Annotated in this window: 24 protein-coding genes; 16 read left to right on the plus strand and 8 right to left on the minus strand. The window is 72.7% G+C overall.

Annotation, left to right across the window (positions count from 1 at the left end):
- Positions 1–128: 128 nt before the first annotated feature.
- A complete protein-coding gene (locus ACFY0P_RS02835; protein ID WP_388906530.1) occupies positions 129–671 on the plus strand; it encodes a hypothetical protein in 543 nt (180 codons plus the stop codon).
- Here the strand turns inward: ACFY0P_RS02835 and ACFY0P_RS02840 are convergent.
- The 4 genes from ACFY0P_RS02840 to ACFY0P_RS02855 form a co-directional block, all read right to left on the minus strand.
- Positions 643–1,245, minus strand: a complete 603-nt coding sequence (locus ACFY0P_RS02840) for a Maf family protein (protein ID WP_388906532.1) — start codon at positions 1,243–1,245, stop codon at positions 643–645. The two genes, ACFY0P_RS02835 and ACFY0P_RS02840, sit on opposite strands and share 29 nt — an antisense overlap.
- Before the next feature lie 47 nt (positions 1,246–1,292).
- Positions 1,293–1,421, minus strand: a complete 129-nt coding sequence (mmpB, locus tag ACFY0P_RS02845; RefSeq protein ID WP_351715426.1) for a morphogenic membrane protein MmpB — start codon at positions 1,419–1,421, stop codon at positions 1,293–1,295.
- 106 nt (positions 1,422–1,527) lie between these two features.
- Positions 1,528–1,737, minus strand: coding sequence for an acyl-CoA carboxylase epsilon subunit (locus tag ACFY0P_RS02850; RefSeq protein ID WP_388906534.1), 210 nt, complete (start codon positions 1,735–1,737; stop codon positions 1,528–1,530).
- 9 nt (positions 1,738–1,746) lie between these two features.
- Positions 1,747–3,351 (minus strand): acyl-CoA carboxylase subunit beta, encoded by a 1,605-nt coding sequence (locus ACFY0P_RS02855; RefSeq protein WP_388906536.1) that lies wholly within the window; start codon positions 3,349–3,351, stop codon positions 1,747–1,749.
- Between the two features lie 110 nt (positions 3,352–3,461).
- Between ACFY0P_RS02855 and ACFY0P_RS02860 the strand changes: the two genes are divergently transcribed.
- Positions 3,462–4,337, plus strand: coding sequence for a biotin--[acetyl-CoA-carboxylase] ligase (locus ACFY0P_RS02860; RefSeq protein WP_388906539.1), 876 nt, complete (start codon positions 3,462–3,464; stop codon positions 4,335–4,337).
- Positions 4,338–4,587: 250 nt separating this feature from the next.
- Entirely contained in the window at positions 4,588–5,694 is a 1,107-nt protein-coding gene (locus tag ACFY0P_RS02865; RefSeq protein ID WP_388906541.1) for an adenylate/guanylate cyclase domain-containing protein, read from the plus strand.
- Here ACFY0P_RS02865 and ACFY0P_RS02870 read toward each other — a convergent pair.
- Positions 5,669–6,229, minus strand: a complete 561-nt coding sequence (locus tag ACFY0P_RS02870; protein ID WP_388906543.1) for a hypothetical protein — start codon at positions 6,227–6,229, stop codon at positions 5,669–5,671. The two genes, ACFY0P_RS02865 and ACFY0P_RS02870, sit on opposite strands and share 26 nt — an antisense overlap.
- Positions 6,230–6,442: 213 nt before the next feature.
- Here ACFY0P_RS02870 and ACFY0P_RS02875 point away from each other — a divergent pair, with 213 nt between their 5' ends.
- The 3 genes from ACFY0P_RS02875 (at position 6,443) to hutH (ending at position 10,240) form a co-directional block, all read left to right on the plus strand.
- Positions 6,443–7,237 (plus strand): enoyl-CoA hydratase/isomerase family protein, encoded by a 795-nt coding sequence (locus ACFY0P_RS02875; RefSeq protein ID WP_388906545.1) that lies wholly within the window; start codon positions 6,443–6,445, stop codon positions 7,235–7,237.
- A gap of 198 nt (positions 7,238–7,435) precedes the next feature.
- Positions 7,436–8,581, plus strand: a complete 1,146-nt coding sequence (locus tag ACFY0P_RS02880; RefSeq protein ID WP_388906547.1) for a diguanylate cyclase domain-containing protein — start codon at positions 7,436–7,438, stop codon at positions 8,579–8,581.
- Between the two features lie 90 nt (positions 8,582–8,671).
- Positions 8,672–10,240 carry a histidine ammonia-lyase gene (hutH, locus tag ACFY0P_RS02885; protein WP_388907292.1) on the plus strand — a complete coding sequence of 523 codons (1,569 nt, stop codon included), beginning with the start codon at positions 8,672–8,674 and terminating at the stop codon, positions 10,238–10,240.
- 102 nt (positions 10,241–10,342) lie between these two features.
- Here the strand turns inward: hutH and ACFY0P_RS02890 are convergent, their stop codons facing one another.
- Positions 10,343–11,125, minus strand: a complete 783-nt coding sequence (locus ACFY0P_RS02890) for a hypothetical protein (protein WP_388906550.1) — start codon at positions 11,123–11,125, stop codon at positions 10,343–10,345.
- Between the two features lie 41 nt (positions 11,126–11,166).
- Entirely contained in the window at positions 11,167–11,484 is a 318-nt protein-coding gene (locus tag ACFY0P_RS02895) for a hypothetical protein (protein ID WP_388906553.1), read from the minus strand.
- A gap of 109 nt (positions 11,485–11,593) precedes the next feature.
- Here ACFY0P_RS02895 and ACFY0P_RS02900 point away from each other — a divergent pair, with 109 nt between their 5' ends.
- Both ACFY0P_RS02900 and ACFY0P_RS02905 read left to right on the plus strand, forming a co-directional pair.
- A complete protein-coding gene (locus ACFY0P_RS02900; RefSeq protein WP_388906555.1) occupies positions 11,594–11,938 on the plus strand; it encodes a hypothetical protein in 345 nt (114 codons plus the stop codon).
- A 222-nt stretch (positions 11,939–12,160) separates the two neighbouring features.
- A complete protein-coding gene (locus ACFY0P_RS02905) occupies positions 12,161–13,405 on the plus strand; it encodes an Ig-like domain-containing protein (protein ID WP_388906558.1) in 1,245 nt (414 codons plus the stop codon).
- Positions 13,406–13,473: 68 nt separating this feature from the next.
- On the opposite strand, the gene ACFY0P_RS02910 is transcribed toward ACFY0P_RS02905, so the two are convergent.
- Positions 13,474–14,550, minus strand: coding sequence for a helix-turn-helix domain-containing protein (locus ACFY0P_RS02910; protein WP_388906560.1), 1,077 nt, complete (start codon positions 14,548–14,550; stop codon positions 13,474–13,476).
- A 668-nt stretch (positions 14,551–15,218) separates the two neighbouring features.
- Between ACFY0P_RS02910 and otsB the strand changes: the two genes are divergently transcribed.
- The 8 genes from otsB to ACFY0P_RS02950 all read left to right on the plus strand — a co-directional run bounded on the left by otsB (position 15,219) and on the right by ACFY0P_RS02950 (position 23,985).
- Positions 15,219–16,133 (plus strand): trehalose-phosphatase, encoded by a 915-nt coding sequence (gene otsB, locus ACFY0P_RS02915; RefSeq protein WP_388906562.1) that lies wholly within the window; start codon positions 15,219–15,221, stop codon positions 16,131–16,133.
- Positions 16,130–17,104 carry a ParB/RepB/Spo0J family partition protein gene (locus ACFY0P_RS02920; RefSeq protein ID WP_388906565.1) on the plus strand — a complete coding sequence of 325 codons (975 nt, stop codon included), beginning with the start codon at positions 16,130–16,132 and terminating at the stop codon, positions 17,102–17,104. Before otsB ends, ACFY0P_RS02920 begins: the two co-directional genes overlap by 4 nt.
- Before the next feature lie 403 nt (positions 17,105–17,507).
- Positions 17,508–18,722 (plus strand): acyl-CoA dehydrogenase family protein, encoded by a 1,215-nt coding sequence (locus ACFY0P_RS02925; RefSeq protein WP_388906567.1) that lies wholly within the window; start codon positions 17,508–17,510, stop codon positions 18,720–18,722.
- 55 nt (positions 18,723–18,777) lie between these two features.
- Positions 18,778–19,854 (plus strand): zinc-binding dehydrogenase, encoded by a 1,077-nt coding sequence (locus tag ACFY0P_RS02930; protein WP_388906570.1) that lies wholly within the window; start codon positions 18,778–18,780, stop codon positions 19,852–19,854.
- A 98-nt stretch (positions 19,855–19,952) separates the two neighbouring features.
- Positions 19,953–21,455, plus strand: a complete 1,503-nt coding sequence (locus tag ACFY0P_RS02935) for a trehalose-6-phosphate synthase (RefSeq protein ID WP_388906572.1) — start codon at positions 19,953–19,955, stop codon at positions 21,453–21,455.
- Positions 21,456–21,533: 78 nt separating this feature from the next.
- Entirely contained in the window at positions 21,534–22,442 is a 909-nt protein-coding gene (locus ACFY0P_RS02940) for a UTP--glucose-1-phosphate uridylyltransferase (protein WP_388906575.1), read from the plus strand.
- 51 nt (positions 22,443–22,493) lie between these two features.
- Positions 22,494–23,012 carry a flavin reductase family protein gene (locus ACFY0P_RS02945; RefSeq protein ID WP_388906577.1) on the plus strand — a complete coding sequence of 173 codons (519 nt, stop codon included), beginning with the start codon at positions 22,494–22,496 and terminating at the stop codon, positions 23,010–23,012.
- Positions 23,002–23,985 carry a Gfo/Idh/MocA family protein gene (locus tag ACFY0P_RS02950; protein WP_388906580.1) on the plus strand — a complete coding sequence of 328 codons (984 nt, stop codon included), beginning with the start codon at positions 23,002–23,004 and terminating at the stop codon, positions 23,983–23,985. The genes ACFY0P_RS02945 and ACFY0P_RS02950 overlap by 11 nt, the downstream gene beginning before the upstream one ends.
- Positions 23,986–24,104 lie beyond the last annotated feature (119 nt).

The following is a 24,104-nucleotide window of genomic DNA, read 5'->3' on the forward strand; positions in this document are numbered from 1 at the left end:
AACGTTTCTTTGCTGCCGACCGGACCCTTGTCCCCGGGTTTACCCGTTAGTAGCGTTCGCGATGTCTTGAACGTACTTCAAGTAACACCGGCTCGGTCCGGGCCGTGAACGAAAGTGGGTGGGGACCGGTGGTGCGCAGACCGGTGGCGTGGATCGTGGCGGTCATACTCTTCGCCGAGGCATTCGGCATCGCGGCACTCAACTGGTTCATGGGAGTGGTCGTCGACCGCCAGGACATGTCCCTGGCCGGCCTCGACCCGGACAAGATGTCGATGTCCGCGAAGGCCGGCGCGGTGGTCTTCGGTCTCTACTTCGCGCTGTGCGGGCTGGTGGCCCTGCTGGTCGCCGTACGCAACCGGCCGCCCGCCGGCCTGGGCCGGGTGCTCCTGATCAGCGTCGCGGTCGTGCACGCCCTCCTGGGCGCCGTGGCGTGGGGCCTGATCGGCTGGAGGGCGTTCCTGTTCATGGTGGTCGTCCTCGCGCTCGTCGTGCTGCTGCTGATGACGTACGACCGGGTGGACGGCGCCGGTGGGGCCGGGGCGGAGGCCGACGGCGGGGACGAGGGCGGTTCCGGACCCGCGAGCGACCCGGAACCGGAGCCGGGCGCGGAGGCGAAGAACGACACGCCGCCCGCCGGGCCGTTCACTCCGCCGGCGCCCACAACTCCGTGATGCCGACGCCGAGCTCCGCGAGCAGCCGGCGGACCAGGGGCAGGCTGATGCCGATCACGTTGCCGTGGTCGCCGTCGATGCCCTCGACGAACGGCGCGCTGCGGCCGTCCAGGGTGAACGCGCCCGCCACGTAGAGGGGCTCGCCCGTGGCGACGTACGCGGCGATCTCCTCGTCGGTGGGCTCGCCGAACCGTACGACCGTGGACGCGGTCGCCGACACCCAGCGCTTGCTCGCCGTGTCCCAGACGCAGTGCCCGGTCTGCAGGGTGCCGGCCCGGCCGCGCATCGACTTCCAGCGGGCGGTGGCCTCCTCGGCGTCCGCCGGCTTGCCGAGGGCCTGGCCGTCGATGTCCAGCACGGAGTCGCAGCCGATGACGATCGCGCCCTGGACGTCGGGGCGGGCGGCGACGACGGACGCCTTCGCCTCCGCGAGGGCGAGGGCCAGTTCGGCCGGGGTGGGGGCGGTGACGGCGTCCTCGTCGACGCCGCTGACGATCACCTCGGGGGCGAGGCCCGCCTGGCGCAGGAGGTTCAGCCGGGCGGGGGACTGGGAGGCGAGGACGAGTCTGCGCATGGGGGCAGACTATCGGCGTGGCCGGCAGGGGGGCCGCCAGGAGGGCGTCATCTCACGCCGAGCACGATCATCAGCAGGACCATGACCAGGGCCAGGAAGACGCCGAGCCGCCGGAGGGTCCTCTGCATGTCCTGCAGGTCCTTCGGCGGCTCGTCTTCGGGGTCCGACCACAGCATGTCACCAGCGTGGGGCTTGGCCGACCTCGGGCGCCTGAGTAGGGGTACTCAGATTGGGGCCCGGGGTTCCGCTTAGGTGCGCGGTTTCGCGCCCCCATGGGGTGGCTCAGGAGGGCCAGTAAGTACGGGTCCATGCGCTCGGGCTCGGCTGGGGGAGGCGTTGCTGGGCGATGCGGCTCGGGTCGGACCAGGCGCTCGTCGGGGGCGGGGTGCCGGGCGGGACGGCTGCCAGGGCCGCCGCGCGTGCCCTTACGACCGCCAGTGCGGCGGCCAGCTCCTCCGGGGTCGGGTTGCCCCGTATGACCTTGATCGTCACAGCGGCTCCTTACAGGGGGATGTTGCCGTGCTTCTTCGGGGGCAGGGACTCGCGCTTGGTGCGGAGCTGGCGCAGGCCCCGTACGACGTGGCGGCGGGTGTCCGACGGCATGATGACGGCGTCGATGTAGCCGCGTTCGGCCGCCGTGTAGGGGTTGAGGAGGGTGTCCTCGTACTCCCGGATCAGCCGGGCGCGCACCGCCTCCGCGTCTTCTGCGGACTCCCCGTTCGCCTCCGCCTCGGCGATGGTGCGGCGGTGCAGGATGTTGACGGCGCCCTGGGCGCCCATGACGGCGATCTGGGCGGTGGGCCAGGCGAGGTTGAGGTCGGCGCCCAGGTGCTTGGAGCCCATGACGTCGTAGGCGCCGCCGAAGGCCTTGCGGGTGATCACGGTGATCAGGGGGACGGTGGCCTCGGCGTAGGCGTAGATCAGCTTGGCGCCGCGGCGGATGATGCCGTCGTGCTCCTGGTCGACGCCGGGCAGGAAGCCGGGGACGTCGACGAAGGTGATGACCGGGACGTTGAAGGCGTCGCAGGTGCGGACGAAGCGGGAGGCCTTCTCGCTCGCCTTGATGTCCAGGCAGCCGGCGAACTGCATCGGCTGGTTGGCGACGATGCCGACCGGGTGGCCCTCCACGCGGCCGAAGCCGGTGACGATGTTCGGGGCGAACAGGGCCTGCGTCTCGAAGAACTCGCCGTCATCGAGAACGTGTTCGATCACGGTGTGGATGTCGTACGGCTGGTTCGCGCTGTCCGGGACCAGGGTGTCCAGCTCGCGGTCCTCGTCGGTGACGGCGAGGTCGGCCTCCTCGGGGAAGACCGGGGGCTCGGAGAGGTTGTTGGACGGCAGGTACGACAGCAGCTGCTTGACGTACTCGACGGCGTCCTTCTCGTCGCCGGCCATGTGGTGGGCCACGCCGGAGACGGAGTTGTGGGTCCGGGCGCCGCCCAGCTCCTCGAAGCCGACGTCCTCGCCGGTGACCGTCTTGATGACGTCCGGTCCGGTGATGAACATGTGGGACGTCTGGTCGACCATGACCGTGAAGTCGGTGATGGCCGGGGAGTAGACCGCGCCACCGGCGCAGGGGCCGACGACGAGCGAGATCTGCGGGATCACGCCGCTCGCGTGGGTGTTGCGGCGGAAGATCTCGCCGTAGGCGCCGAGGGAGGCGACCCCCTCCTGGATCCGGGCGCCGCCGGAGTCGTTGATGCCGATGACCGGGCAGCCGGTCTTCAGGGCGAAGTCCATGACCTTCACGATCTTCTGGCCGTAGACCTCGCCGAGGGCGCCGCCGAAGACGGTGAAGTCCTGCGAGAAGACGGCGACGGGGCGGCCGTCGACCGTGCCGTACCCGGTGACGACGCCGTCCCCGTAGGGGCGGTTCTTCTCCAGGCCGAAGTTGGTGGAGCGGTGCCGGGCGAACTCGTCCAGCTCGATGAAGGAGCCCTCGTCGAGGAGCAGCTCGATCCGCTCACGGGCCGTCAGCTTGCCCTTGGCGTGCTGCTTTTCGACGGCGCGCTCCGAACCGGCGTGTGTCGCTTCGTGGACACGGCGCTGGAGATCCGCGAGCTTCCCCGCGGTGGTGTGAATGTCGATCTCTTCCGGCTCGGACATCGGGATGCGGCTCCCTGCCTGCTCAAAAGGGGGGACGGTTACTCATCCGTAGAGTAGTGGGGTGCCTACCAAACGGCAGTGCGGCGTACAACACACCTAGGGTGGCTTGCATGACGCCGCGAGACGCAGCAGATGCGAACAACAATCGTTGGTCCGACCTGGACCGTCCACCGCTGAACGGGGCGGGGCTGCGCAGGGCCCTGGTGCGGGACGGCGGGCACGGGGGCCTGTACTGCGACATCGAGGTCGTGGACCGTACCGGCTCCACCAATTCCGACCTAGTGGCGCGGGCCGTGGCGGGGGACGCCGACGAGGGCGCGGTGCTGGTGGCCGAGGAGCAGACGGCGGGGCGGGGGCGGCTGGACCGGCAGTGGACGGCGCCGCCGCGCTCGGGCCTGTTCTTCTCGGTGCTGCTGAAGCCGGCCGAGGTGCCGGTGGCCCGCTGGGGCTGGCTGCCGCTGCTCACGGGGGTGGCGGTGGCGACGGGGCTGGCGCTGGGCGCGGGCGTCGACACGGCGCTCAAGTGGCCGAACGATCTCCTTGTCACCGTCGGTGACGAGGAGCGCAAGGCCGGGGGCATTCTCGCGGAACGGGCCGGTGAGGACGGGGTGGTGGTCGGTGTCGGCATCAACGTCACGCTCCGCGCGGCGGAGCTGCCGGTGCCGCAGGCGGGGTCGCTCGCGCTGGCCGGGGCGGTGAGCACGGACCGGGAGACGCTGCTGAGGGCAGTCCTGCGGTCCCTGGAGGACTGGTACGGGCGCTGGCGCGCGGCAGGCGGCGATCCGGGCGCCAGCGGGCTCCAGGAGGCGTACGCGGCGGGGTGCGCGACGCTGGGGCGGTCGGTGCGGGCGGAGCTGCCCGGGGACCGGGCGCTGGTCGGGGAGGCGGTGGCGATCGACGGCGACGGGCGGCTGGTGATCGCCACGAAGGAAGGGGTCCAGGAGCCGGTGGGGGCGGGGGACATCGTGCATCTGCGGCCGGCGTGAGGGCGGGTGCCGGTGGGTGGGGGCTGGGGTGGGGGACGCTTACCGGCGCTGGCTGGGTGCCGCTGCGCCCACCCGTGCCGCCCTGCGGCACGCCTGCCCGCAGCTGGGTCGTTGTGAAGCGGCCCGCACCCGGAACTCGACCCCTCACCACCCCGATGTCGGCTTACCTCACGAAGTGAGCTACCGCACAGCTGCCGTAGAGTTGAGGCCGGTCGGTATGCGACCGCGGTAGATCGGAAGGGCAGCAGGCGTGACCGTCGACGACACGGGCTCCGGCGCGGGCGCGGACGCCGCCGACTCCGGCGAGGACCCCCTCGCGCTGCGTCTCGAAGGCCTGATCCTCGGGGCCGAGCGCCGCTACACCCCCTTCCAGGCGGCCCGCAGCGCAGGCGTCTCCATGGAGCTGGCGTCGAGGTTCTGGCGGGCGATGGGATTCGCCGACATCGGGCAGGCCAAGGCGCTCACCGAGGCCGACGTGCTGGCCCTGCGCCGGCTCGCCGGTCTCGTCGAGGCGGGGCTGCTCAGCGAGGCCATGGCCGTGCAGGTGGCGCGGTCCACGGGGCAGACCACCGCCCGTCTGGCCGAGTGGCAGATGGATTCCTTCCTGGAGGGCCTGACCGAGCCGCCCGAGCCGGGCATGACCCGCACCGAGGTCACGTATCCGATCGTCGAACTGCTCCTGCCCGAGCTGGAGGAGTTCCTCGTCTACGTCTGGCGCCGCCAGCTCGCCGCCTCGGCCGGCCGGGTCGTGCAGGCCACCGACGACGAGGAGATGGTCGACCGCCGGCTGGCCGTCGGCTTCGCCGACCTCGTGGGGTTCACCCGGCTGACCCGGCGCATGGAGGAGGAGGAACTCGGCGAGCTGGTCGAGGCCTTCGAGACCACCGCCGCCGACCTGGTGGCGGCGCGCGGCGGCCGGCTCATCAAGACCCTTGGCGACGAGGTCCTGTACGCCGCCGACGACGCCGGTATCGCCGCCGACATCGCGCTGCGCCTGGTCGAGACCATGGCGAACGACGAGACGATGCCGGAGCTGCGGGTCGGCATGGCCTTCGGCACGGTGACCACCCGAATGGGCGATGTCTTCGGTACGACCGTGAACCTCGCCTCCCGCCTCACCTCGATAGCCCCGCGCGACGCCGTGCTCGTCGACAGCGCGTTCGCGGAGGAGTTGATCCGGGTGGGGGAGGCGCCGGCCTCGGAGGCGGCCGCCGCGGAGGAGGCGGCGACCGCCGAGAAGGAGGGCGAGGAGCCCCCGACGTACCGCTTCGCGCTCCAGCCGATGTGGCAGCGCCCGGTGCGCGGCCTGGGGGTCGTGGAGCCATGGCTGCTCACCCGCCGGGACGGGGAGTCGTAGCCGCGAGCGGGCCCACGCAGAGTCCGACGACCGGCAGGCAGACCCCGCCGCCCGGCTGATGCGCGCTCGGCGTCGGCGTCGGAGTCGGGGAGGGCGCGGAGGTCGTGGCCGGTTGCGGCGGAGTGCTCGAGGGACGGGTCGGTTCCGTCGGGATGGTGGTCGGGACCGTACCCGCGCCGGGGCCGGGCAGCGCGGTGGGTGAGGCGGACGGTGCCGCGGAAGCCGTACGGGCGGCCGTGGCCGTCGGTGCCGTGCTCTCGCCGCCCATGACGGTGGCCGCCGAGGGCGTCGCCCTGAGGACCGTACCGACGGTGGCCCCCGCGTTCGCGGAGCGGTCCGTGGCGTCGGCGGTCGGATCGGGACGGGGCTCCGCCTCCGCCGTGCCGGGCGCGCCGACACCGCCGCCGTCCGACGTGATCCGTACGAGGCTGAGCGCGCCGGCGGCCAGCGCCAGCCCTCCGGCGGCGAACAGCAGCTTGCGGGGCCGGGGCTTGCGGTGCCGTCCCCGGCGACTGGCTGCCGACATTCCTGTCATGACGATCCCTCCCCGCTGCGCGCCCCCGATGCGCCGTGGCGAGCGCACGTTATGCGCTCCTGTGGGGCGTGCGCCGGGAGTCTCCCGGGATGTCACTCGAACGGGGGTGTCCGCGACCGGTCGGTGCCTCTTTCCTCGGGACTGCCCCGGCTGCGATGATCGGGGAGTTAACAGGCGTTAACCCGTAGCCGGGTCGAGCGGAGGGTGACTGACATGAGCGAGGAGCGGTACGGGGAGTTCGTGCTGGTGCGGCGGCACGGGCACGTCGCGGAGCTCGTGCTGGACCGGCCCAAGGCGATGAACGCGGTGTCGACGGGGATGGCCCGCTCGGTCATCGCGGCCTGCGCCGCGCTGAGCGCCGACCGGGACGCCCGGGTGGTCGTGCTGACCTCCTCGCACGAGCGGGCGTTCTGTGTCGGCGCCGACCTGAAGGAGCGCAACGCGATGACCGACGCCGAGCTGCTCCGGTCGCGGCCGCTGTCCCGCGGGACGTACACCGGCGTGCTGGAGCTGCCGATGCCGACGATCGCCGCCGTGCACGGCTACGCGCTCGGCGGGGGCTTCGAACTGGCCCTGTCCTGCGACGTGATCGTGGCCGACACCACGGCCGTGGTGGGCCTGCCGGAGGTGTCGGTGGGGGTGATCCCGGGCGGTGGCGGTACGCAGCTGCTGCCGCGCCGGGTGGGGGCGGCGCGCGCGGCCGAGCTGGTCTTCTCGGCGCGGCGGGTGGAGGCGCCGGAGGCGCGTGAACTGGGCCTGGTCGACGAGCTGGTGGAGACGGGGCGGGACCGGGAGGCGGCGCTGGAGCTGGCGGCGCGGATGGCGGCGAACTCGCCGGTGGGGCTGCGGGCGGCGAAGCGGGCGCTGCGGCTGGGGCACGGGCTGGACCTGCGGACCGGGCTCGAGGTCGAGGACGCGGCGTGGCGGACGGTGGCGTTCTCGGGGGACCGGGCGGAGGGGGTGGCGGCGTTCAACGAGAAGCGTCCGCCGGAGTGGCCGGGGGAGTAGGGGGCGCAGCTGGGTATGTAGGGCGCGGCTGAACAGCGCCCCGTAAGGGGCGCTGGGGGTACCTCCGGCCGAAGGCTGGGGGAGGAACTGCGCGACCAGCCCCCACCGGCCCGCAGGCGGCGACGATGCACCGGCCCCGCAGCACCTGTTCGCCCCGCCAATGTCCCGAATGAATCAAATCATCCCTAACCTGGAGTGATGGGTGAGGACAACCGGCTCGCCGCCGTCGTCGCGCTGGCTCAGGGCATGGCCGCGGCTCGCACCCCCCGTGAGTGCTGGTGCGCTGCCGCGGCCGGCGCCTGCCGTGCGCTGGACGGCAGCTTCGCCGCGCTCTCCGTCTGGGAGCGCGAGCTCGGCCGGCTCCGGGTCCTCGTGAACGTCGGGGAGCGCGCCCCGGACGAGGAGGAGTTCCCCGAGGGCGAGGCCTATCCGGTGCACCAGTTCCCGGAGATCACCGAGTTCCTGCACGAACGCTGGGCGGGCGGCGGCGGCCCCAACGCCTGGGTCGAGACGGCCGAGGGCCCCGCCGCCGGCCGCCCCGGTTACTCCCACCAGCGCGTCGCCGCCCTGCGCCGCCGGGGCCGCGGCTGCTGTCTGGTCGCCCCGATCGTGCTGCACGGCAGGGCCTGGGGCGAGCTGTACGTGGCCCGCGCCGTCCACGCCCCCGTCTTCGACCGCGCCGACGCCGACTTCGCCACCGTCCTCGCCTCCGTCGTCGCCGCCGGGATCGCGCAGACCGAGCGGCTGGAGGAGGCGCGCCGGCTCGCGTACACCGACGCCCTCACCGGGCTCGCCAACCGCCGCGCCGTCGACGTACGGCTCGACGAGGCGATCGAGCAGCACCGCGCGGAGGGGGTCGTGGTCAGCCTCGTCGTCTGCGACCTCAACGGGCTGAAGAAGGTCAACGACACCTGTGGGCACGCCGTCGGCGACCGTCTGCTCGAACGTTTCGGCTCGGTGCTGTCGCTGTGCGGGGCGATGCTTCCGGGCGCGCTGGCCGCGCGGCTCGGCGGGGACGAGTTCTGTCTGCTGGCGGTCGGCCCGCCGGCCGACGACGTGGTCAAGGCGGCCGACGAACTCTGCCGCCGGGCAGGGGAGTTGGAGCTGGGGGAGGGGGTCGCGTGCGGGGTCGCCTCGACCGCGGACCCGATCGGTCCTGTGCGCTCGGGCCGCCGGCTGTTCCGGCTCGCCGACGCGGCCCAGTACCGGGCCAAGGCGCTGCGCGCCGAGCGGCCGGTGGTGGCCGGGCGGGAGGGGCCGGACGATCCCGTGGTGCGGCTGGCCGACGCGCCGCCGCCGGAGCGGGCCGAGCGGCGGAGCTTCCGTGGGCGCCGGGGGCTGTGAGGTACGGACTGTGACGTACAAGTAAGGGGCAACCCCGTACCCCAGTAGTGACAGCGCCCGCATTCACTGCGTACGCTCCTGAATATGGATATGCACACTGTGGTGGTGGGGACGTCCGGTGTCACCGCGTCCGACGTTCTCGCCGTGGCGCGCGGCGGCGCCCGGATCGAACTGTCCGCGGAGGCGGTCGCGGCGCTCGCGGCGGCCCGCGAGATCGTGGACGCGCTGGCGGCCAAGCCGGACCCGGTCTACGGCGTCAGCACCGGCTTCGGCGCCCTGGCGACCCGGCACATCAGCCAGGAGCTGCGGGCCCAGCTGCAGCGCAACATCGTCCGTTCGCACGCGGCCGGCATGGGGCCGCGGGTGGAGCGCGAGGTCGTACGGGCCCTGATGTTCCTGCGGCTGAAGACAGTCTGCTCCGGGCACACCGGTGTGCGTCCCGAGGTCGCCCAGACCATGGCCGACGTGCTGAACGCCGGTATCACCCCGGTCGTGCACGAGTACGGCTCCCTCGGCTGCTCCGGGGACCTGGCCCCGCTCTCGCACTGCGCCCTCACGCTCATGGGCGAGGGCGATGCCGAGGGCCCCGACGGGGTCGTACGGCCCGCCGGTGAGCTGCTCGCCGAGCACGGGATCGCCCCCGTCGAACTGCGCGAGAAGGAGGGCCTGGCCCTCCTCAACGGCACCGACGGCATGCTCGGCATGCTGGTCATGGCCCTCGCCGACCTGGACATGCTCTACAAGTCGGCCGACGTCACGGCCGCGTTGAGCCTCGAGGCGCTGCTCGGTACGGACAAGGTGCTCGCGCCCGAGCTGCACGCCATCCGGCCGCACCCGGGGCAGGGCGACAGCGCCGCCAACATGCTCGCCGTGCTCCAGGGTTCCCAGCTGACCGGGCACCACCAGGACGACGCGCCGCGCGTCCAGGACGCGTACTCGGTGCGGTGTGCTCCGCAGGTGGCCGGGGCCGGGCGGGACACGCTCGCGCACGCGCGGCTGGTCGCCGAGCGGGAGCTGGCGTCGGCCGTCGACAACCCCGTCGTGCTGCCTGGGGGCACCTCCCAGGCTTTCGGCTCTGGGGGAGGCCGGGTGGAGTCCAACGGCAACTTCCACGGGGCGCCGGTCGCCTACGTCCTCGACTTCCTCGCCATCGCGGTGGCCGACCTCGGGTCCATCGCCGAGCGGCGGACGGACCGGCTGCTGGACAAGAACCGCAGCCACGGGCTGCCGCCGTTCCTGGCGGACGACGCGGGTGTCGACTCGGGGCTGATGATCGCGCAGTACACGCAGGCGGCGCTGGTCAGCGAGTTGAAGCGGCTGGCCGTTCCGGCGTCGGCCGACTCGATCCCGTCCTCGGCGATGCAGGAGGACCACGTGTCGATGGGGTGGTCGGCCGCGCGCAAGCTGCGGACGGCCGTGGGCAATCTGACGCGGGTCATCGCCGTCGAGCTGTATGCGGCCACCCGGGCCGTCGAGTTGCGGGAAGGTTTGGTGCCGGCACCGGCGTCCCGGGCCGTGATCGACGCGGTGCGCTCCGCGGGGGTGCAGGGGCCCGGGCCCGACCGGTTCCTCGCGCCGGACCTGGCCGCGGCGGAGGAGTTCGTGCGGGGCGGGGGCGTTGTCGCGGCGGCGGAGAAGGTGACCGGGGCGTTGCGGTAGCCGTACGGCCGCGGGTGCGTGGGGGGCTGGCCGCGCAGTTCCCGCGCCCCCAAGATTGCGCAGTTCCCCGCGCCCCTTTGGGGGCGCGGGGAACTGCGCAATCTACTTCAGCTTCGCCGACTGGGCCTTGATCACTGCCGGTGGCACCGTGTACGGCTTGGCGGTCATCATCGCGCCGATGTTCATCGTGAAGTACGTGGCGACCGTGTTGCCGTAGCGGACCACCTCCGCGTGCAGCGGGCCCTTGTCGCCGTCCATCTCGGTGGTGGCGGTGAAGGCGATCGACTCGTCGCCCGATCCCGACGCCTTGGTCGGCGTGACCTTCGTGACCTTCTGTTCGTCGCCGGAGGTGCCGCCCGTGAAGCCGGTGGTGCAGTTCTCGAGGGCGGTCGAGACGGCGCGCAGGGCCTGCCGTGCGCCGTCGCCGTCGTACGACGACAGGTCGAGGGAGGTGATGTCCAGGTTCAGGGAGTCCTTGAGCGCGCTCTCGAACTTGCCGTCGGCCATGTCGTCGAGGGAGGTCGCGTCGTCGGTGGGGTCCTTCTTGTCCTCGCGTACCGTGCGGCCGATCTCGGTCGCGGGGGCGGCCGGGGCGAGGCCGGTGAGGACGTAGGCCAGCGGGCGGCACTTCTCGTCGCTGGACCTGATGGTGCTCCGGGTCGGCGCGGCCTTGCCGATCGCGTTGACCTTGTAGCCGTCCACCTCACCCTGCGCGAGGATCCGCTGCTTCAACTCCGCGGTGCCCAGCGCCTTGACGGTGGACGCTTCCCGCGCGGTGCCCGAGGTGTCCGTGGAACTCCCGTCGGAGCAGCCCGTGATGAGGGCGAGGGACAGCGCGCCGCCGACGGCGAGAGCGCAGGTCCGCACGCCCGGTGATCTCTTCATGGGAGGACTGTGGGTCCCCGGTCAAGGAGCGGTCAAGTTGTTTAAAATTCCAGGCGATCCCGGCGGACCGAATAGACCACGAAGCCCGCGCCGACGGCCAGGAAAAAGGTGCCGCCGATGACGTAGGGCGTGGTGTCCGGGCTGCCGGTGTCGGCGAGTCGGGTGGCGTCCCCGGTCGCCTCGGACGTGGCCTCGGACAGCGCCCTCGCCTGCTGGGTGACCCGGGTAGCCGTACTCTCCGACGTGCCGGTTCTCGCCGGGGCGTCCTGCGACGCGTGGGCGGACGGAACGAACCACAGCGCGCACAGGACGGTGCCTGCGGCGGTGGCGGTCAGCAACGGGCGGCGCGCGGATGACACGGAATATCGATCCCCTTGTGACGCTGGCGAATTGGCCGTGTGGGCAGATGTTAGTGAAAATCGCGGGTCACGGGAAAGTCACGGGAGGTTTCGGTCGTACGCTCCCGCCATGAGCACTCCAGAGACATCACGTTTTGTGCGGCTTCGGGTGGAGTTGGTCCTCGAGGTGGAGGACGCCGGCGAACTCACCAAGGCCGCGCTGCGCCGGATCGCCGGGGATCCCGACCTGCCCGGTGAGGAGCGGACCCAGGCCGAGGCCGCTGTGACGGAAGACACCGCCGAGGCGCTCGCCTATCTCGTCGATCCGTTCGACCTGGTCAGCGAGGTGCCCGGGGTCGAGCTCCAGCAGGCCTCCTGGTCCAGCGAGCGGATTTCCTACGATCCCGATTCGCCGGACTGGGATCTCGACGAGGATGATGGCGAGGGCGACGACGAAGAGGGCGGCATCGGCTGAGCGAACCGGGGAACCGGTGACCCCGGGCGGCAGCGCCGTCCGGGGTTTCGTCGTCTCAGGGGGCGCGCGGACCGGTCCCTCCCGCACCGGCCGCCCCTGTGGGCGTGGTGTACCCCACAGATCCGAAGAATGTGGAACGGGACGATGCGGCCGCAGCGTTGGGATTTCCTGACGGGGACTCTCGGTGTGTTCGCGTACTCGGCAACGATGGAGAAGCGTGTGATGACGGACAGTAAGCGGCGCAAGGGCCTGGTGGCCGCGTCCGCACTGCTCGGCGGTGTACTGGTGCTCACGGCGTGTTCCGGCAGCGACGACAAGGCGTCCGGCAGCGGCCAGAGCTCGCAGGCGCAGGCGGACGAGGCCGCGGCCAAGAAGTCGTCGAAGGCCGACATCACCATCACGCCCAAGGACGGCTCGTCCAACGCGTCGATCAACAACTCCGCGGCCGTCACCGTCAGCAAGGGCACGCTCACCAGCGTCACCATGACCACCGCCGACGGCACCGCGGTCGCCGGCGCGCTGTCCGCGGACAAGACCAGCTGGAAGCCCTCCGCCCAGCTGGAGCGGTCCACCACCTACAAGGTCGCCGCCGAGGCCAAGGACTCCGCGGGCCTGGTCGCGCACGAGAACGCCTCGTTCACCACGGTCTCCCCGGCCAACAGCTTCATAGGCACCTTCACCCCCGAGGACGGCTCGACCGTCGGCGTCGGCATGCCCGTGTCGATCAACTTCGACAAGCAGATCACGAACAAGGCCGCCGTCCAGAAGGGCGTCACGGTCACCTCCAGCAGCGGCCAGGAGGTCGCCTGCCACTGGTTCTCCACCCAGCGCATGGACTGCCGCCCCGAGGACTACTGGAAGGAGAACTCCACCGTCACGCTGAAGCTGGCCCTCGACGGTGTCGAGGGCGCCTCCGGTGTCTACGGCGTCCAGCAGAAGACGGTCACCTTCCACATCGGCCGCAACCAGGTCTCCTACGTCGACGCCCAGACCAAGGAGATGAAGGTCACCCAGGACGGCAGGACCGTCAAGACCATCCCGATCTCGGCCGGTTCGCCCGAGAACAAGACGTACAACGGCGTCATGGTGATGTCCGAGAAGTTCAAGGAGACGCGCATGAACGGCGCGACCGTGGGCTTCACCGACAGCGACGGCAAGGGCGAGTACGACATCAAGGACGTGCCGCACGCCATCCGGCTCACCAGCTCCGGCACCTTCCTGCACGGCAACTACTGGGGCGCCAAGTCCGTCTTCGGCAGCGTGAACACCAGCCACGGCTGCGTGGGCCTGTCCGACACCAAGGGCGCCAACGACACGAGCACGCCGGCCTACTGGATGTACAGCCACTCGATCATCGGTGACGTGGTGGTCATCTCCCACACCGGCGACAAGACCGTGGCCCCCGACAACGGCCTCAACGGCTGGAACATGAACTGGGCCGACTGGAAGGCCGGTTCGGCCGTCTGAGCCATCGCAGCGCAGCAGGGAAGGCGGCCGTCCCCTCGGGGGGCGGCCGCCTTCGGCGTTCGCGGGAACTACTCGGCCGGTGCGTCGAACCAGCCGCGGCGCTGGGCCTCGACGCCCGCGGCGAAGCGGGTCTCGGCGGCGAGTTCCTCCATGAACTCGCTGATCCGGCGGCGCACGGTGCGCGGGGTCAGCCCGAGGCGCCGGGCGATCGCCTCGTCCTTGAGGCCCTGCCGCATCAGCGCGGCGATCTCGTGGCGCTGCCCCTCCCGGTCCCCGTAACCGGAGGAGCCGGAGAGCGTCAGCGGCCGGGCCTCGCGCCACAGCAGCTCGAAGTAGTGGCGCAGCGCGTCCACGGCGACCGGCGAGGTCAGGTGCAGGGCCGCGCTGGAGCCGGTCGGGGTGAGCGCCAGCAGCGCCTGGGCGCCGTCGGTGACCTTCAGCTTCATCTGCAGCCGCGGCAGCAGCCGTATCTCCTCGCCGGCCGCGGCGCAGCGCTCGATGATCCTGGCGCCCACGGGATCGCTCAGGAAGGCGGCCTCGTAGATGCTGCGGTGCCGCACGCCCCGGGCGATCGAGGCGGCCGTGGGCGGCTGTGCGGAGCCTTCCGACAGGGGCAGGTCGTAGCGGAACGTCTCCAGCGTGAGGTGCTCCGCCGTGGCCGCCGTGCCGATGGTGTTGGACAGGGCCGCGATGTCGTCGGAGTCGGTGAGCACGCGGGCGAGCCGGTGCGAGGTGGCCTCCTGGGCCTGCCGGTGCGCGAGCCGGCGGATGTGTGCGGCCTCGCGCTGGGAGCGGGCGACGATGTCGTACTGGGCGTTGAGCTCGTGCTGCTTGTGGGCCAACGCCGCTTCCAGGGCCGGTAACGGGGCCGCTGCCGCGAGGACCGGGGGATCGTGCGGCAGGACGTGCGCGAGGCCCAGGTCCAGCAGACGGGTGGCGCTTCCCGGCCCGCCGAGCCGGCGGTCGGCGTCCACCAGCGGAACCGGGCCATCCGTTTCGGCCAGGGTCCGGTAGCTCGCGGCGATGCCCGCACCCGTGAGCGCCGTCAGGGTGCTGACGGTCTGGTCCAGGAGTTCCGAGGCCGCGGTGGAGAAGCCGACGGATCTGTCAATGAGTCGCGCGTCTCCGGGTGGCCTGCTGTCCACAATCTTCCTCCCCGTTTGCTTCATTGAATTCTGTACGTCCGGGTAGGGTCCGCATGGACCCCCCGAATCTGCCGGATGGTAGTGCGATTTGCCGGACGGGCGTTGTCCTCGCAGGTCGGTGCGGTGCGGGCGGAGGGCCGGCGGCCGCCGGCCCGGACCGGAAGCCCGGCGTCCGGGCGAGGCCGGAGCGAGTGGACGGCGGTCGGCCGGCCGGGAGTTGGCCGCTTGTGTCCAATCGGCCACAACTTCCCCTGGCCCTCGAAGGCCGGCGCCCTGTGGACTCGCCCCTGCACAGAAGTACGTGTGAACGCGTGTGAACACACGACGGGGGATGTCTGAGTATGTACATCAGCAGCACGATCGTGGCCGAAAGTGCACCGAAGGCGGCGCCGCTGCGGTCGCCCGGCACTGGTCTCCAGTGTCTTCGGTACTGCCCACCCATGTGACGTCTTCTCCCGCGAGGCCCCGATCCTCGCGTATGCGAACTCCTCGCGAATGTGAACTCCTCGCGAATGTGAACCGCCGCGCCTCCCTCCGCACCGGTGACCGATGCCCTGCCGTCAGGCGGCCGGCCGTCCGGGCGAGGGCCACCGACCGTGGACCACTGACGTTCCCGGCTGCCTCTGCGCCCGTCTTTCCACATGTGGACGCCAATGGAGACACCGACCATGACCAGCACGTCATCGCTTCGCCCTGTCCGCACGGCGGACGAAGAGCTGTGGCCGGCCTTACGCAAGGCCGGCTCCGCGGGGATCTCGCCCGCGGGCTCGGAGGGTCTGAGGGCCCTCCTCGACCGGCCGGAGGAGGCGGTCGTGGCCGTCGACTTCGACGGCACCCTCGCCCCGATCGTCACCGACCCCGCCACCGCCCGCCCGCTGCCGCAGGCCCTCGCGGCCCTCGTCACCCTCGCCCGGCACGGGATGCGCGTGGTGATCGCGACCGGCCGCCCGGCCGGTCACGTGGTGGCCGCGGCCGCCCTGCGCACCGGTACCGGCGCACCCCGGATCACGGTGCTCGGCCACTACGGCCTCCAGCGCTGGGACTCGGCGACGGGCCGGCTGAGCACCCCCGCGCCGCACCCGGCGATCGACCGGCTGCGCCGGCGGCTGCGCCCGCTGGTGGCCCGGCACGGCGCCGGTGCCCGCATCGAGGACAAGGCGCACAGCATCGGCGTGCACACCCGCGGCTGTCCGGACCCCGGCGCCGCCCTGCGGCTCCTGGAACCCCCGGTGCGGGCGCTGGCCGACGAACTCGGGCTGCGGGTCGAGGCGGGCCGCCTGGTCCTGGAGGTACGGCCGCACGGCGTCGACAAGGCCACGGCCCTGACCGGGTTCCTCGCCGAACGGCCGTCGCACGCCGTGCTGTACGCCGGTGACGACCTCGCCGACCTCCCGGTCCTCCGGCTGCTGACCGCACGCCGGGCACGGGGGCTGCCCTCCGTCACCGTCTACAGCGCGCCCGCCGTTCCCGACGAGGCTGTCCCGGAGCTGCGGGACCACTGCGACCTGCGGGTGCCCGGTCCCGCCGGGGTGGCCGCGCTGCTCGCCGTCCTCGGCCGAGGGCTCGTGGACCGCCGGCCATGACCACACCTCCACCCCCCACCCGGCCGGTCCCGGTCCTGTCCCCGGTGCAGAGCGTGCCGGTCGCCGCGCTGGCGCCCGCCGACTCCCCCCGGGCCGAGGACGTGGACCTGGCCTACGCCAGAACCCTCATGGAGATCGGCGAACTGCCCCCGATCCTGGTGAACCGCCGCACGCTGCGGGTCGTCGACGGCATGCACCGGCTCACCGCGGCGCTGCTGGCCGGCCGCCCCGAGATCGAGGTGCGGTTCTTCGACGGCGACGAGCGGGAGGCGTTCGTGGCCTCCGTGCGGGCCAACCTGCACCACGGAAGGCGGCTCAACCAGCAGGAGCGTTCGGCGGCCGCCCGCCGCATCCTGGCCGCCTACCCGGAGTGGTCGAACCGGGCGATCGCCCAGGCCACCGGGTTGTCCACGAAGACCGTCGCGACGCTGCGGACGCGTTCATCCGGGGACGGGCCCCAGTTGAACACCCGGGTGGGACGGGATGGCCGGGCCCGTCCCGTGGACCCCTCCGCGGGACGGGAACGCGCCGCCGCGTATCTGCGCGCGCATCCGGACGCGTCGCTGCGCCGGATCGCCTCCGCCGCCGGAGTGTCGGTGGGCACCGCCCGGGACGTGCGGGCGCGGGTGGAGCGGGGCGAGGACCCGGTCCAGGCGCGGCGGACCACCGCGTCCGGGGGACCCGCGCCGCTGGCCGCGGTCGCTCCCGCCGACGCCCCGGCCCGCCCGGCCCTGCGCCGCGCCCTGGCCAAGGACCCCCTCGCCACGCTCGCCCGCGACCCCTCGATCCGCTTCTCGGACCCCGGGCGGCACCTGCTGCGGATGCTCGACAACCGCGCGCTCCTCGGCGCCGAGGGCGCCGTACTGGCGGACGCGGTGCCCGGCCACTGCCGAGCCGCGCTGATCGCCGCCGTACACCAGCACATCGACCTGTGGCTGGCCTTCGCCGGCCTCCTCGAACAGACCGGCTGACCCTCCCTCACCCGCCCAGGGGCGGCCCGCGCAGTCGCGCGCGGGCCGCCCTTCGCCGTCGCCCGGGGTGCGGTGGAGCGGGTTGCCCGGGTGGCTGTTGTCCGGTGGGAGGTTGTCGCGGAGCGCGCCTCTTCCGGCTGCTCGGGGGTTGCGCCGTGGACCACCCCGCCACGCCACGCGCCGCACCACCGTCGCGCGTCCGGCGCCGCAGGCCGCCCTGATCTTCGTCGGCCCGCTCCCTTTGCCGTCCCTTTCCCGCCCCTTGCCGTCCTCCCGTGCCGCTCTTTGCCGGGTGCGGACGGGGGCCGGGACCGCCGTTCGGCACGTGCTCGTACCGTCCGGTTTCCCGTATTGCACACGTGTTCGCGCTGCCTACGCTCCCAGCGACGTGAAGGAGGTGGGTATGGACCACAACCACGACGGCGGGGAGTTCTTCGCCCTGCTCGACGGGAAACCCGTGTCGGCTCAGACGGCCGACTGGCTCGGCCGGGTCGACGCGATCGCGCCCGTCATCGAGAAGTGGCGCGAGGAGGGCGAGCGGCAGCGGTTCTCGCCGCTCCCGGTCTTCGAGGCGCTGCGGGACGCCGGGTTCCCCCGGATGCTGGTCTCCCGTGAACTGGGCGGCGCGCAGGTGCCGCTGGAGACCGGCTCGCAGGCGCTCCAGGCGCTGGCCCGGCTCGACCCGGCGATCGGCTGGCAGATGGGGGTGCAGGCGGCCATCGGACGGCTCTCGGACTACCTGCCGGAGCCGCAGGCCCGTGAACTGTTCCTGGACCAGGACGCGCTGGTGGTCGGCTCGGTCAACCCGACGGGCACGGCCGCGGCGGTCGACGGCGGTTACCGCCTCTCCGGCCGCTGGGGCTTCGCCAGCGGTTCGGCGCACGCCGCCTGGCTGGTGTGCGCGGCCCGCGTCACCGCCGGCGGCGCACCCCGCACCACGGACGCGGGCGGCCCGGAGATCCGGATGCTGTTCGTCCCGAAGTCCGCCGTGCGGATGCTGGACAACTGGCACACGCTCGGCCTGCGCGGCACCGGCAGCGAGGACTACGAGGTCGACGACGTGTTCGTCGCCGAGCAGTACACCGTGGACCAGCGGGACATGTTCGCGGCACCGCCCGCCCGCCCCTCCCGCGGCTACGGCATCAGCTACTACGACTTCGGGCTGTTCGGCTCGTCGTCGACCGTGCTGGGCGCGGCCCGCGGCGCGCTGCTCGAGTTCCAGCGGCTCGCCCTGACCAAGCGGCCGGCCGCCGGCACGAGCACGCTGGCCGCCGGCCACACCGTCCAGGACCGGTACGCCCGCGCCGAGGCGAAGGTGCGGGCCGCGCGGCTGCTGCTCGCGGACGCGGGCTGGCACGCCGAGCAGTACGGCGAGACCGGCGGCGATGCGCTGAGCGCCACGGTCCGGCTCACCGCGGCGACCGTGGCCGAGCTGAGCTGCGCGGCGATCACCTCGCTGTTCACCGTGGCGGGCACCTCCTCGCTGTACGCGAGCAGCCTGCTCGAACGCTACTTCCGCGACGCGCACTCGGCCGCGAAGCACATCACCCTCTCGCCCACCAACGTCGAGATGGCGGGCCAGTACCTGCTCGGCGGCGGCCTCGCCATGCGCCGCTGACCCGCCCCGGTACCGGCCCCACTTCCTCAACCGCGACCTGCCCGGAAGGACAACCATGCAGACCATGAAGGCCTTTCAGCTCCTCGCCCCGCGCCAGACCGTGCTCGCCGACGTGCCGCGCCCGGCGGCGCCCGCCGACGGCCTGCTGCTGCGCACCCGCTGCGTGTCGATCTGCTCGACCGACATCTCCTTCTTCGAAGGGCACCTGTTCCCCTCCGAGTACCCGGTGATCCTGGGCCACGAGTACCTCGGCGAAGTCGTCGAGAAGGGACCGGAGTTCGCCCGCTCCGACATCGCGATCGGCGACCGGATCGTCTACTGGGGGCAGACCGACTTCGGCGGCTTCGCCGAGTACCGGACGCTGCGCCCGGTCTTCTCCGGCGAGGTCAAGGAAGACGTGTTCTGGGCGGACCGCAACTTCAACGACGACCTGCGGGCCGCAGCAGTGAAGATCCCCGACGCCCTCGACGACCTCCAGGCCTCCTTCATCGAGCCGACCACCGGCGCGCTGCGCTCCATCCTGGGCAACCCGCCGAAGATCGGCGACAGGGTCCTCATCATGGGCACCGGCCCGATCGGCATCATCGCCGGCAGCGTCATCAAGCGCCTGTTCGCCCCGAACCAGGTGGTGTCCGTCGACGCCAACCCGATGCGCAACCAGCACGCCACGGAACACTTCTCGGAGCGCGCCTACCTGCCCGAGGAGCTCATCGCGGAGGTCGCCGAGAACACCTTCGACTACGTCTTCGACGCGCTGCCCACCGTGCGCGTCGACGACGAGGAGAAGGACCCCCGCCGGGTGGCGATGCGCCGGCTGAAGCCCAAGGGCCGGTACGTGCTGTACGGGGCCTCCCAGGAGATGCAGAAGTTCGACACCTGGCTGATGCTCGCCAAGGGCATCAACATCAGCGCCTCGCCCTTCGACGTCACCGCGTTCCCGATGCACCACTCCGCGAACGTGATCCGGACGGCCATGGAGATGCTGCTGTCCGGCATCGTCGACGGCAGGCGCCTGCTCTCCACCGTGCACAGCTTCCGGGACTACGACGGCCTCGTCGAGATCTTCAAGAACTACCGGAGCACCACCGACCTCAAGACGATCGTCGACTTCCGCGCGGACGCTCCGCTGTAGGGGCCGTTTGTTCGTCCGTCGGTGCGTTGTGGCTAGTCGCGCAGTTCCCCGCGCCCCTTTGGGGCGCGGTTATCCCCCCGCTGAAGGGAGAGCAGGACGTGGATACGCCCAGGATCCGTCAGCCCGGCGCGTTCGACGCGGACTTCGTCGTCGTCGCCAACCGTCTCCCGGTCCATCTGGACACCCAGGGCCCGGACGGGCCGCGCTGGCGGCGCAGCCCGGGCGGGCTGGTCAGCGCCCTGGAACCCATCCTGCGTGCCCGCCGGGGCGCCTGGGCGGGCTGGGCCGGGACCACCGCGGGCAGCGTCCCCGCGGACCTGCCCGACCAGGACGTCCGGCTGCACGCGGTCCCGCTGGACGAGGCCGAGTACCGGGAGTACTACGAGGGCTTCTCGAACACCACGCTGTGGCCGCTCTTCCACGACGTGGTGGTGCCGCCCGACTTCGACCGCGGCTGGTGGCAGAGCTACCAGCGGGTCAACCAGCGCTTCGCCCGGCACGCGGCGGCCCTCGCCGCCCCCGGGGCGACCGTCTGGGTCCAGGACTACCAGCTGATGCTCGTCCCCGAACTGCTGCGCGCCCTACGGCCCGACGTACGCATCGGCTTCTTCCTGCACATCCCCTTCCCGCCGCCCGAGCTCTTCCTCCAGCTGCCCTGGCGCGGCCAGATCGTCGACGGCCTGCTCGGCGCCGACCTGATCGGTTTCCAACTCCCGGGAGGCGCACAGAACTTCCTGCACCTGGTGCGCCGGCTGCGGCGGGCGGAGAGCGTCGGCCACGCGCCCCGCTCGTCCGTCCTCGGCACCGTCCTGGTGGGCGACCGCGAGGTCCGCGTCGGCGCCTTCCCGATCTCGGTCGACACGGCCGGCCTGGCGGAGCTGGCCGCCGGCGAGGCCGTACGGGAGCGGGCCCGGCAGCTCCGCCGGCAACTGGGCGAGCACCGCAGGATCATGCTGGGCGTCGACCGCCTCGACTACACCAAGGGCATCGACCAGCGGCTGCGCGCCTTCGAGGGACTCCTCGCCGACGGCCGGGCCACCGCGTCGGACACCGTTCTCGTCCAGATCGCCACCCCCAGCCGGGAACGCGTCGAGCACTACCGGCGCCAGCGCGCCCGCATCGAGGCCCGGGTCGGGCACATCAACGGCACGTTCGGGCAGGTCGGCCAGGTCCCCGTGCACTACCTGCACACCACGGTCGACCGCACCGAACTCGCTGCCCTCTACCAGGCCGCGGACGTCATGCTGGTGACACCGCTGCGGGACGGCATGAACCTGGTCGCGAAGGAGTTCGTCGCGGCCCGCCCCGACCTGGGCGGCGCGCTGGTGCTCAGCGAGTTCGCGGGCGCCGCCGAGGAGCTCACCCGGGCCCTGCTGGTCAACCCGCACCACCGGCACGAACTCCAGGACGTCATGGCCACCGCCCTCACCCTGGACCCGGCGGACGGCCGGCGCCGCATGCAGGACCTGCGCCGGCACCTGAGCGAGCGGGACGTCCACCACTGGGCCCGCTCCTTCCTCACCGCCCTGGGTGGCGCCGGACACGGCTCGCTCCTGCCGGACACCGCCGGCGAACCGGCACCCCGCGCGAGCGTCGCCTGACGTCCGCGGAAACCCCGGCAAAACCCCTCCGATGCCCCCGACGTCCCCCGACGCCCTGACGAAAAGGACGCATCCACCATGACCCGTCCGACGCCACGCGTCCGCAAGGCCGTTGTCCCGGCCGCCGGGCTCGGCACCCGCTTCCTGCCCGCGACCAAGGCCACCCCGAAGGAGATGCTGCCCCTCGTCGACAAGCCCGCCATCCAGTACGTCGTGGAGGAGGCCGTCGCCGCCGGTCTCGACGACGTCCTCATGGTCACCGGACGCGGCAAGCGGGCCCTGGAGGACCACTTCGACCGCAACGCCGAGCTGGAGGCCGTCCTGTCCGGCAAGGGCGACACGGCCCGGCTGGACCTGGTGCGCGCGGCGACCGACCTCGCCACCGTCCACTACGTACGCCAGGGCGACCCGAGGGGCCTCGGGCACGCCGTGCTCTGCGCGGCCCCGCACGTCGGCGACGAGCCCTTCGCGGTACTCCTCGGCGACGACCTGATCGACCCCGCCGACCCCCTCCTGCCGTTCATGACCGGGCTGCGGGAGGAACTGGGGGGAAGTGTCATCGCCCTCCTCGACGTCGGCGCCGGGCACATCCACCGCTACGGCTGCGCCGCCGTCGAGCCCGGCGACCGGGACGGTGTGGTGCGCGTGACCGACCTGGTCGAGAAGCCCGAACCGGGCCGGGCACCCAGCTCCCTCGCCGTCATCGGCCGCTACGTCCTCGACCCGGCCGTCTTCGAGGTGCTGGCCAAGACCGGCCCCGGGCGCGGCGGCGAGATCCAGCTCACCGACGCCCTGCGCACCATGGCGCGCGACCCGCGGATCGGCGGCCCGGTGCACGCGGTGGTCTTCACCGGCCGCCGCTACGACACCGGCGACCGCGGCGAGTACCTGCGCGCCACCGTCCGGCTGGCCTGCCGCCGCGAGGACATCGGCCCGGAGTTCCGCGCCTGGCTGCGGCACTTCGCGGCGGCGGAACTCGCCGGCTGACCCACCGCCATCGCACTGACCGTGACCACGCCCGAGGAGGCGCCGTATCCCATGTCCGTCGCTGCCGAAGAAGCCGCCGAGGAAATCGACTTCACCCGCGCCATGTCCCGGGTCCCCGGCCCGGTGGTCGTCACCACCACGGTCGACGACAGCGGACGCCGCTGGGGATTCACCGCGAGTTCCTTCGTCTCCCTCTCCCTGAACCCGCCGCTGGTGACGGTGAGCCTGGACAAGAAGGCCAGTACGCACGCCGCGTTCGCCGTCGCCGGCCACTTCATGGTCAACGTCCTGGCGCACGACCAGTCGGAGATCGCCCGGCGGTTCGCGACCTCGGGCGTCGACCGGTTCGCCGCGGGCGACACCGAGCCCCTGGAACGCGGACTGCCGGGCATCCCCCGGGCGGTGGTCCGGCTGGCCTGCCGGATGCACGAGGTCGTGGACGGCGGCGACCACAGCATGCTGGTCGGCCGGGTCCTGGACTGCGTCACCTCCCACGAACGGGAGGCGCTGGTCTACGTCGACCGGGGCTTCGTACGCCCCGCCGCACCCCAGACCGCCCGTGCCCGCTGACCCCGCACCCGACCCGGGCCCGCCCCGCCCGCGCGTGGCGGTCCTGGGCACGGCCCACCCGCACCTGGGCGACCACCTCCGCGCACTCGCCGGACGCGCGGAGGTGGTCGCGGTCCACGAGGGCCGCCGTCCGTGGGGCGGGTCCGGCCCGCATCCCGGACTGCGCGGGGTGCCCGTCGTACCCGAGGCCTCGGCCGCCCTCGCCGGCGCGCACCTCGCCCTGGTCTGCGCCACCACCGCCGAACACCCCGAGCTGCTCACGGCCGTGGCCCGGGCCGGCCTGCCGGCCCTGGTGGAGAAACCCCTCGCCGCCGGCCTCGCCGAGACGCAGGAGCTGGCGAACCGGCTCGCGGCGGCCGGTACGGCGGTGACGACGGCGATGTTCCTGCGCTGTGCCCCCGCGCTGCGCCGGGCCCGGTCGCTGGTGGCGGACGGGCGGCTCGGGCGGCTCGTGGCGTGTGACGCGTGGTTCACCCATCCCGGCCTCCTGGACGGGCTGTTCACCGGTACCGGCGCGGCCTGGATGCGAGACGCGCGGTGGGGCGCCCGGGGCGCCTTCGCGGACCTCGGGGTGCATCTCGTGGACCTGCTGCGCTGGCTGCGGCCCGGCGCCGCCCTCCGGGTCCGCGGCGCCGTCCTGCACCCGCCGCTGGACGGCCTGCCGGGCGACGCCGGCGGCACGGCCCTGCTGGAGTGGGGCGCGGTGCCGGCCGCCCTGCACGCGGGGTGGATGTCGCGCCCCGGGGGCGTCCGGCTGCGCCTGGAGGGTACGCGGGGCACGCTCCAGGTGGCGGGCGGCGAGCTGACGCTGACCACGGCGGACGGGACGTTGACGGAGACCCACCGGCCGCCGGCGGCCGGCGACGCCATGACCGCGTTCCTGACGGGCACCGGGGAGCCGGCCGGCCCGCCGGACGCCGTGGCCTGCGCGCGCGTCCTGGAGGAGATCGCCGAGGCGGCCGTACGCGGGTGAGCGGTCGGGCGTTCCGCCGGAAACGCCGCGATATGCCGTCAGTCGTGTGCGGCGCCGTGGTGGCTGGTCGCGCGGTTCCTCGCGCCCCTTTGGGGCGCTGCTGCTCGGGGCGATGCCGA

This window comes from Streptomyces sp. NPDC001714, assembly GCF_042892755.1.
Taxonomy (GTDB): Bacteria; Actinomycetota; Actinomycetes; order Streptomycetales; family Streptomycetaceae; genus Streptomyces.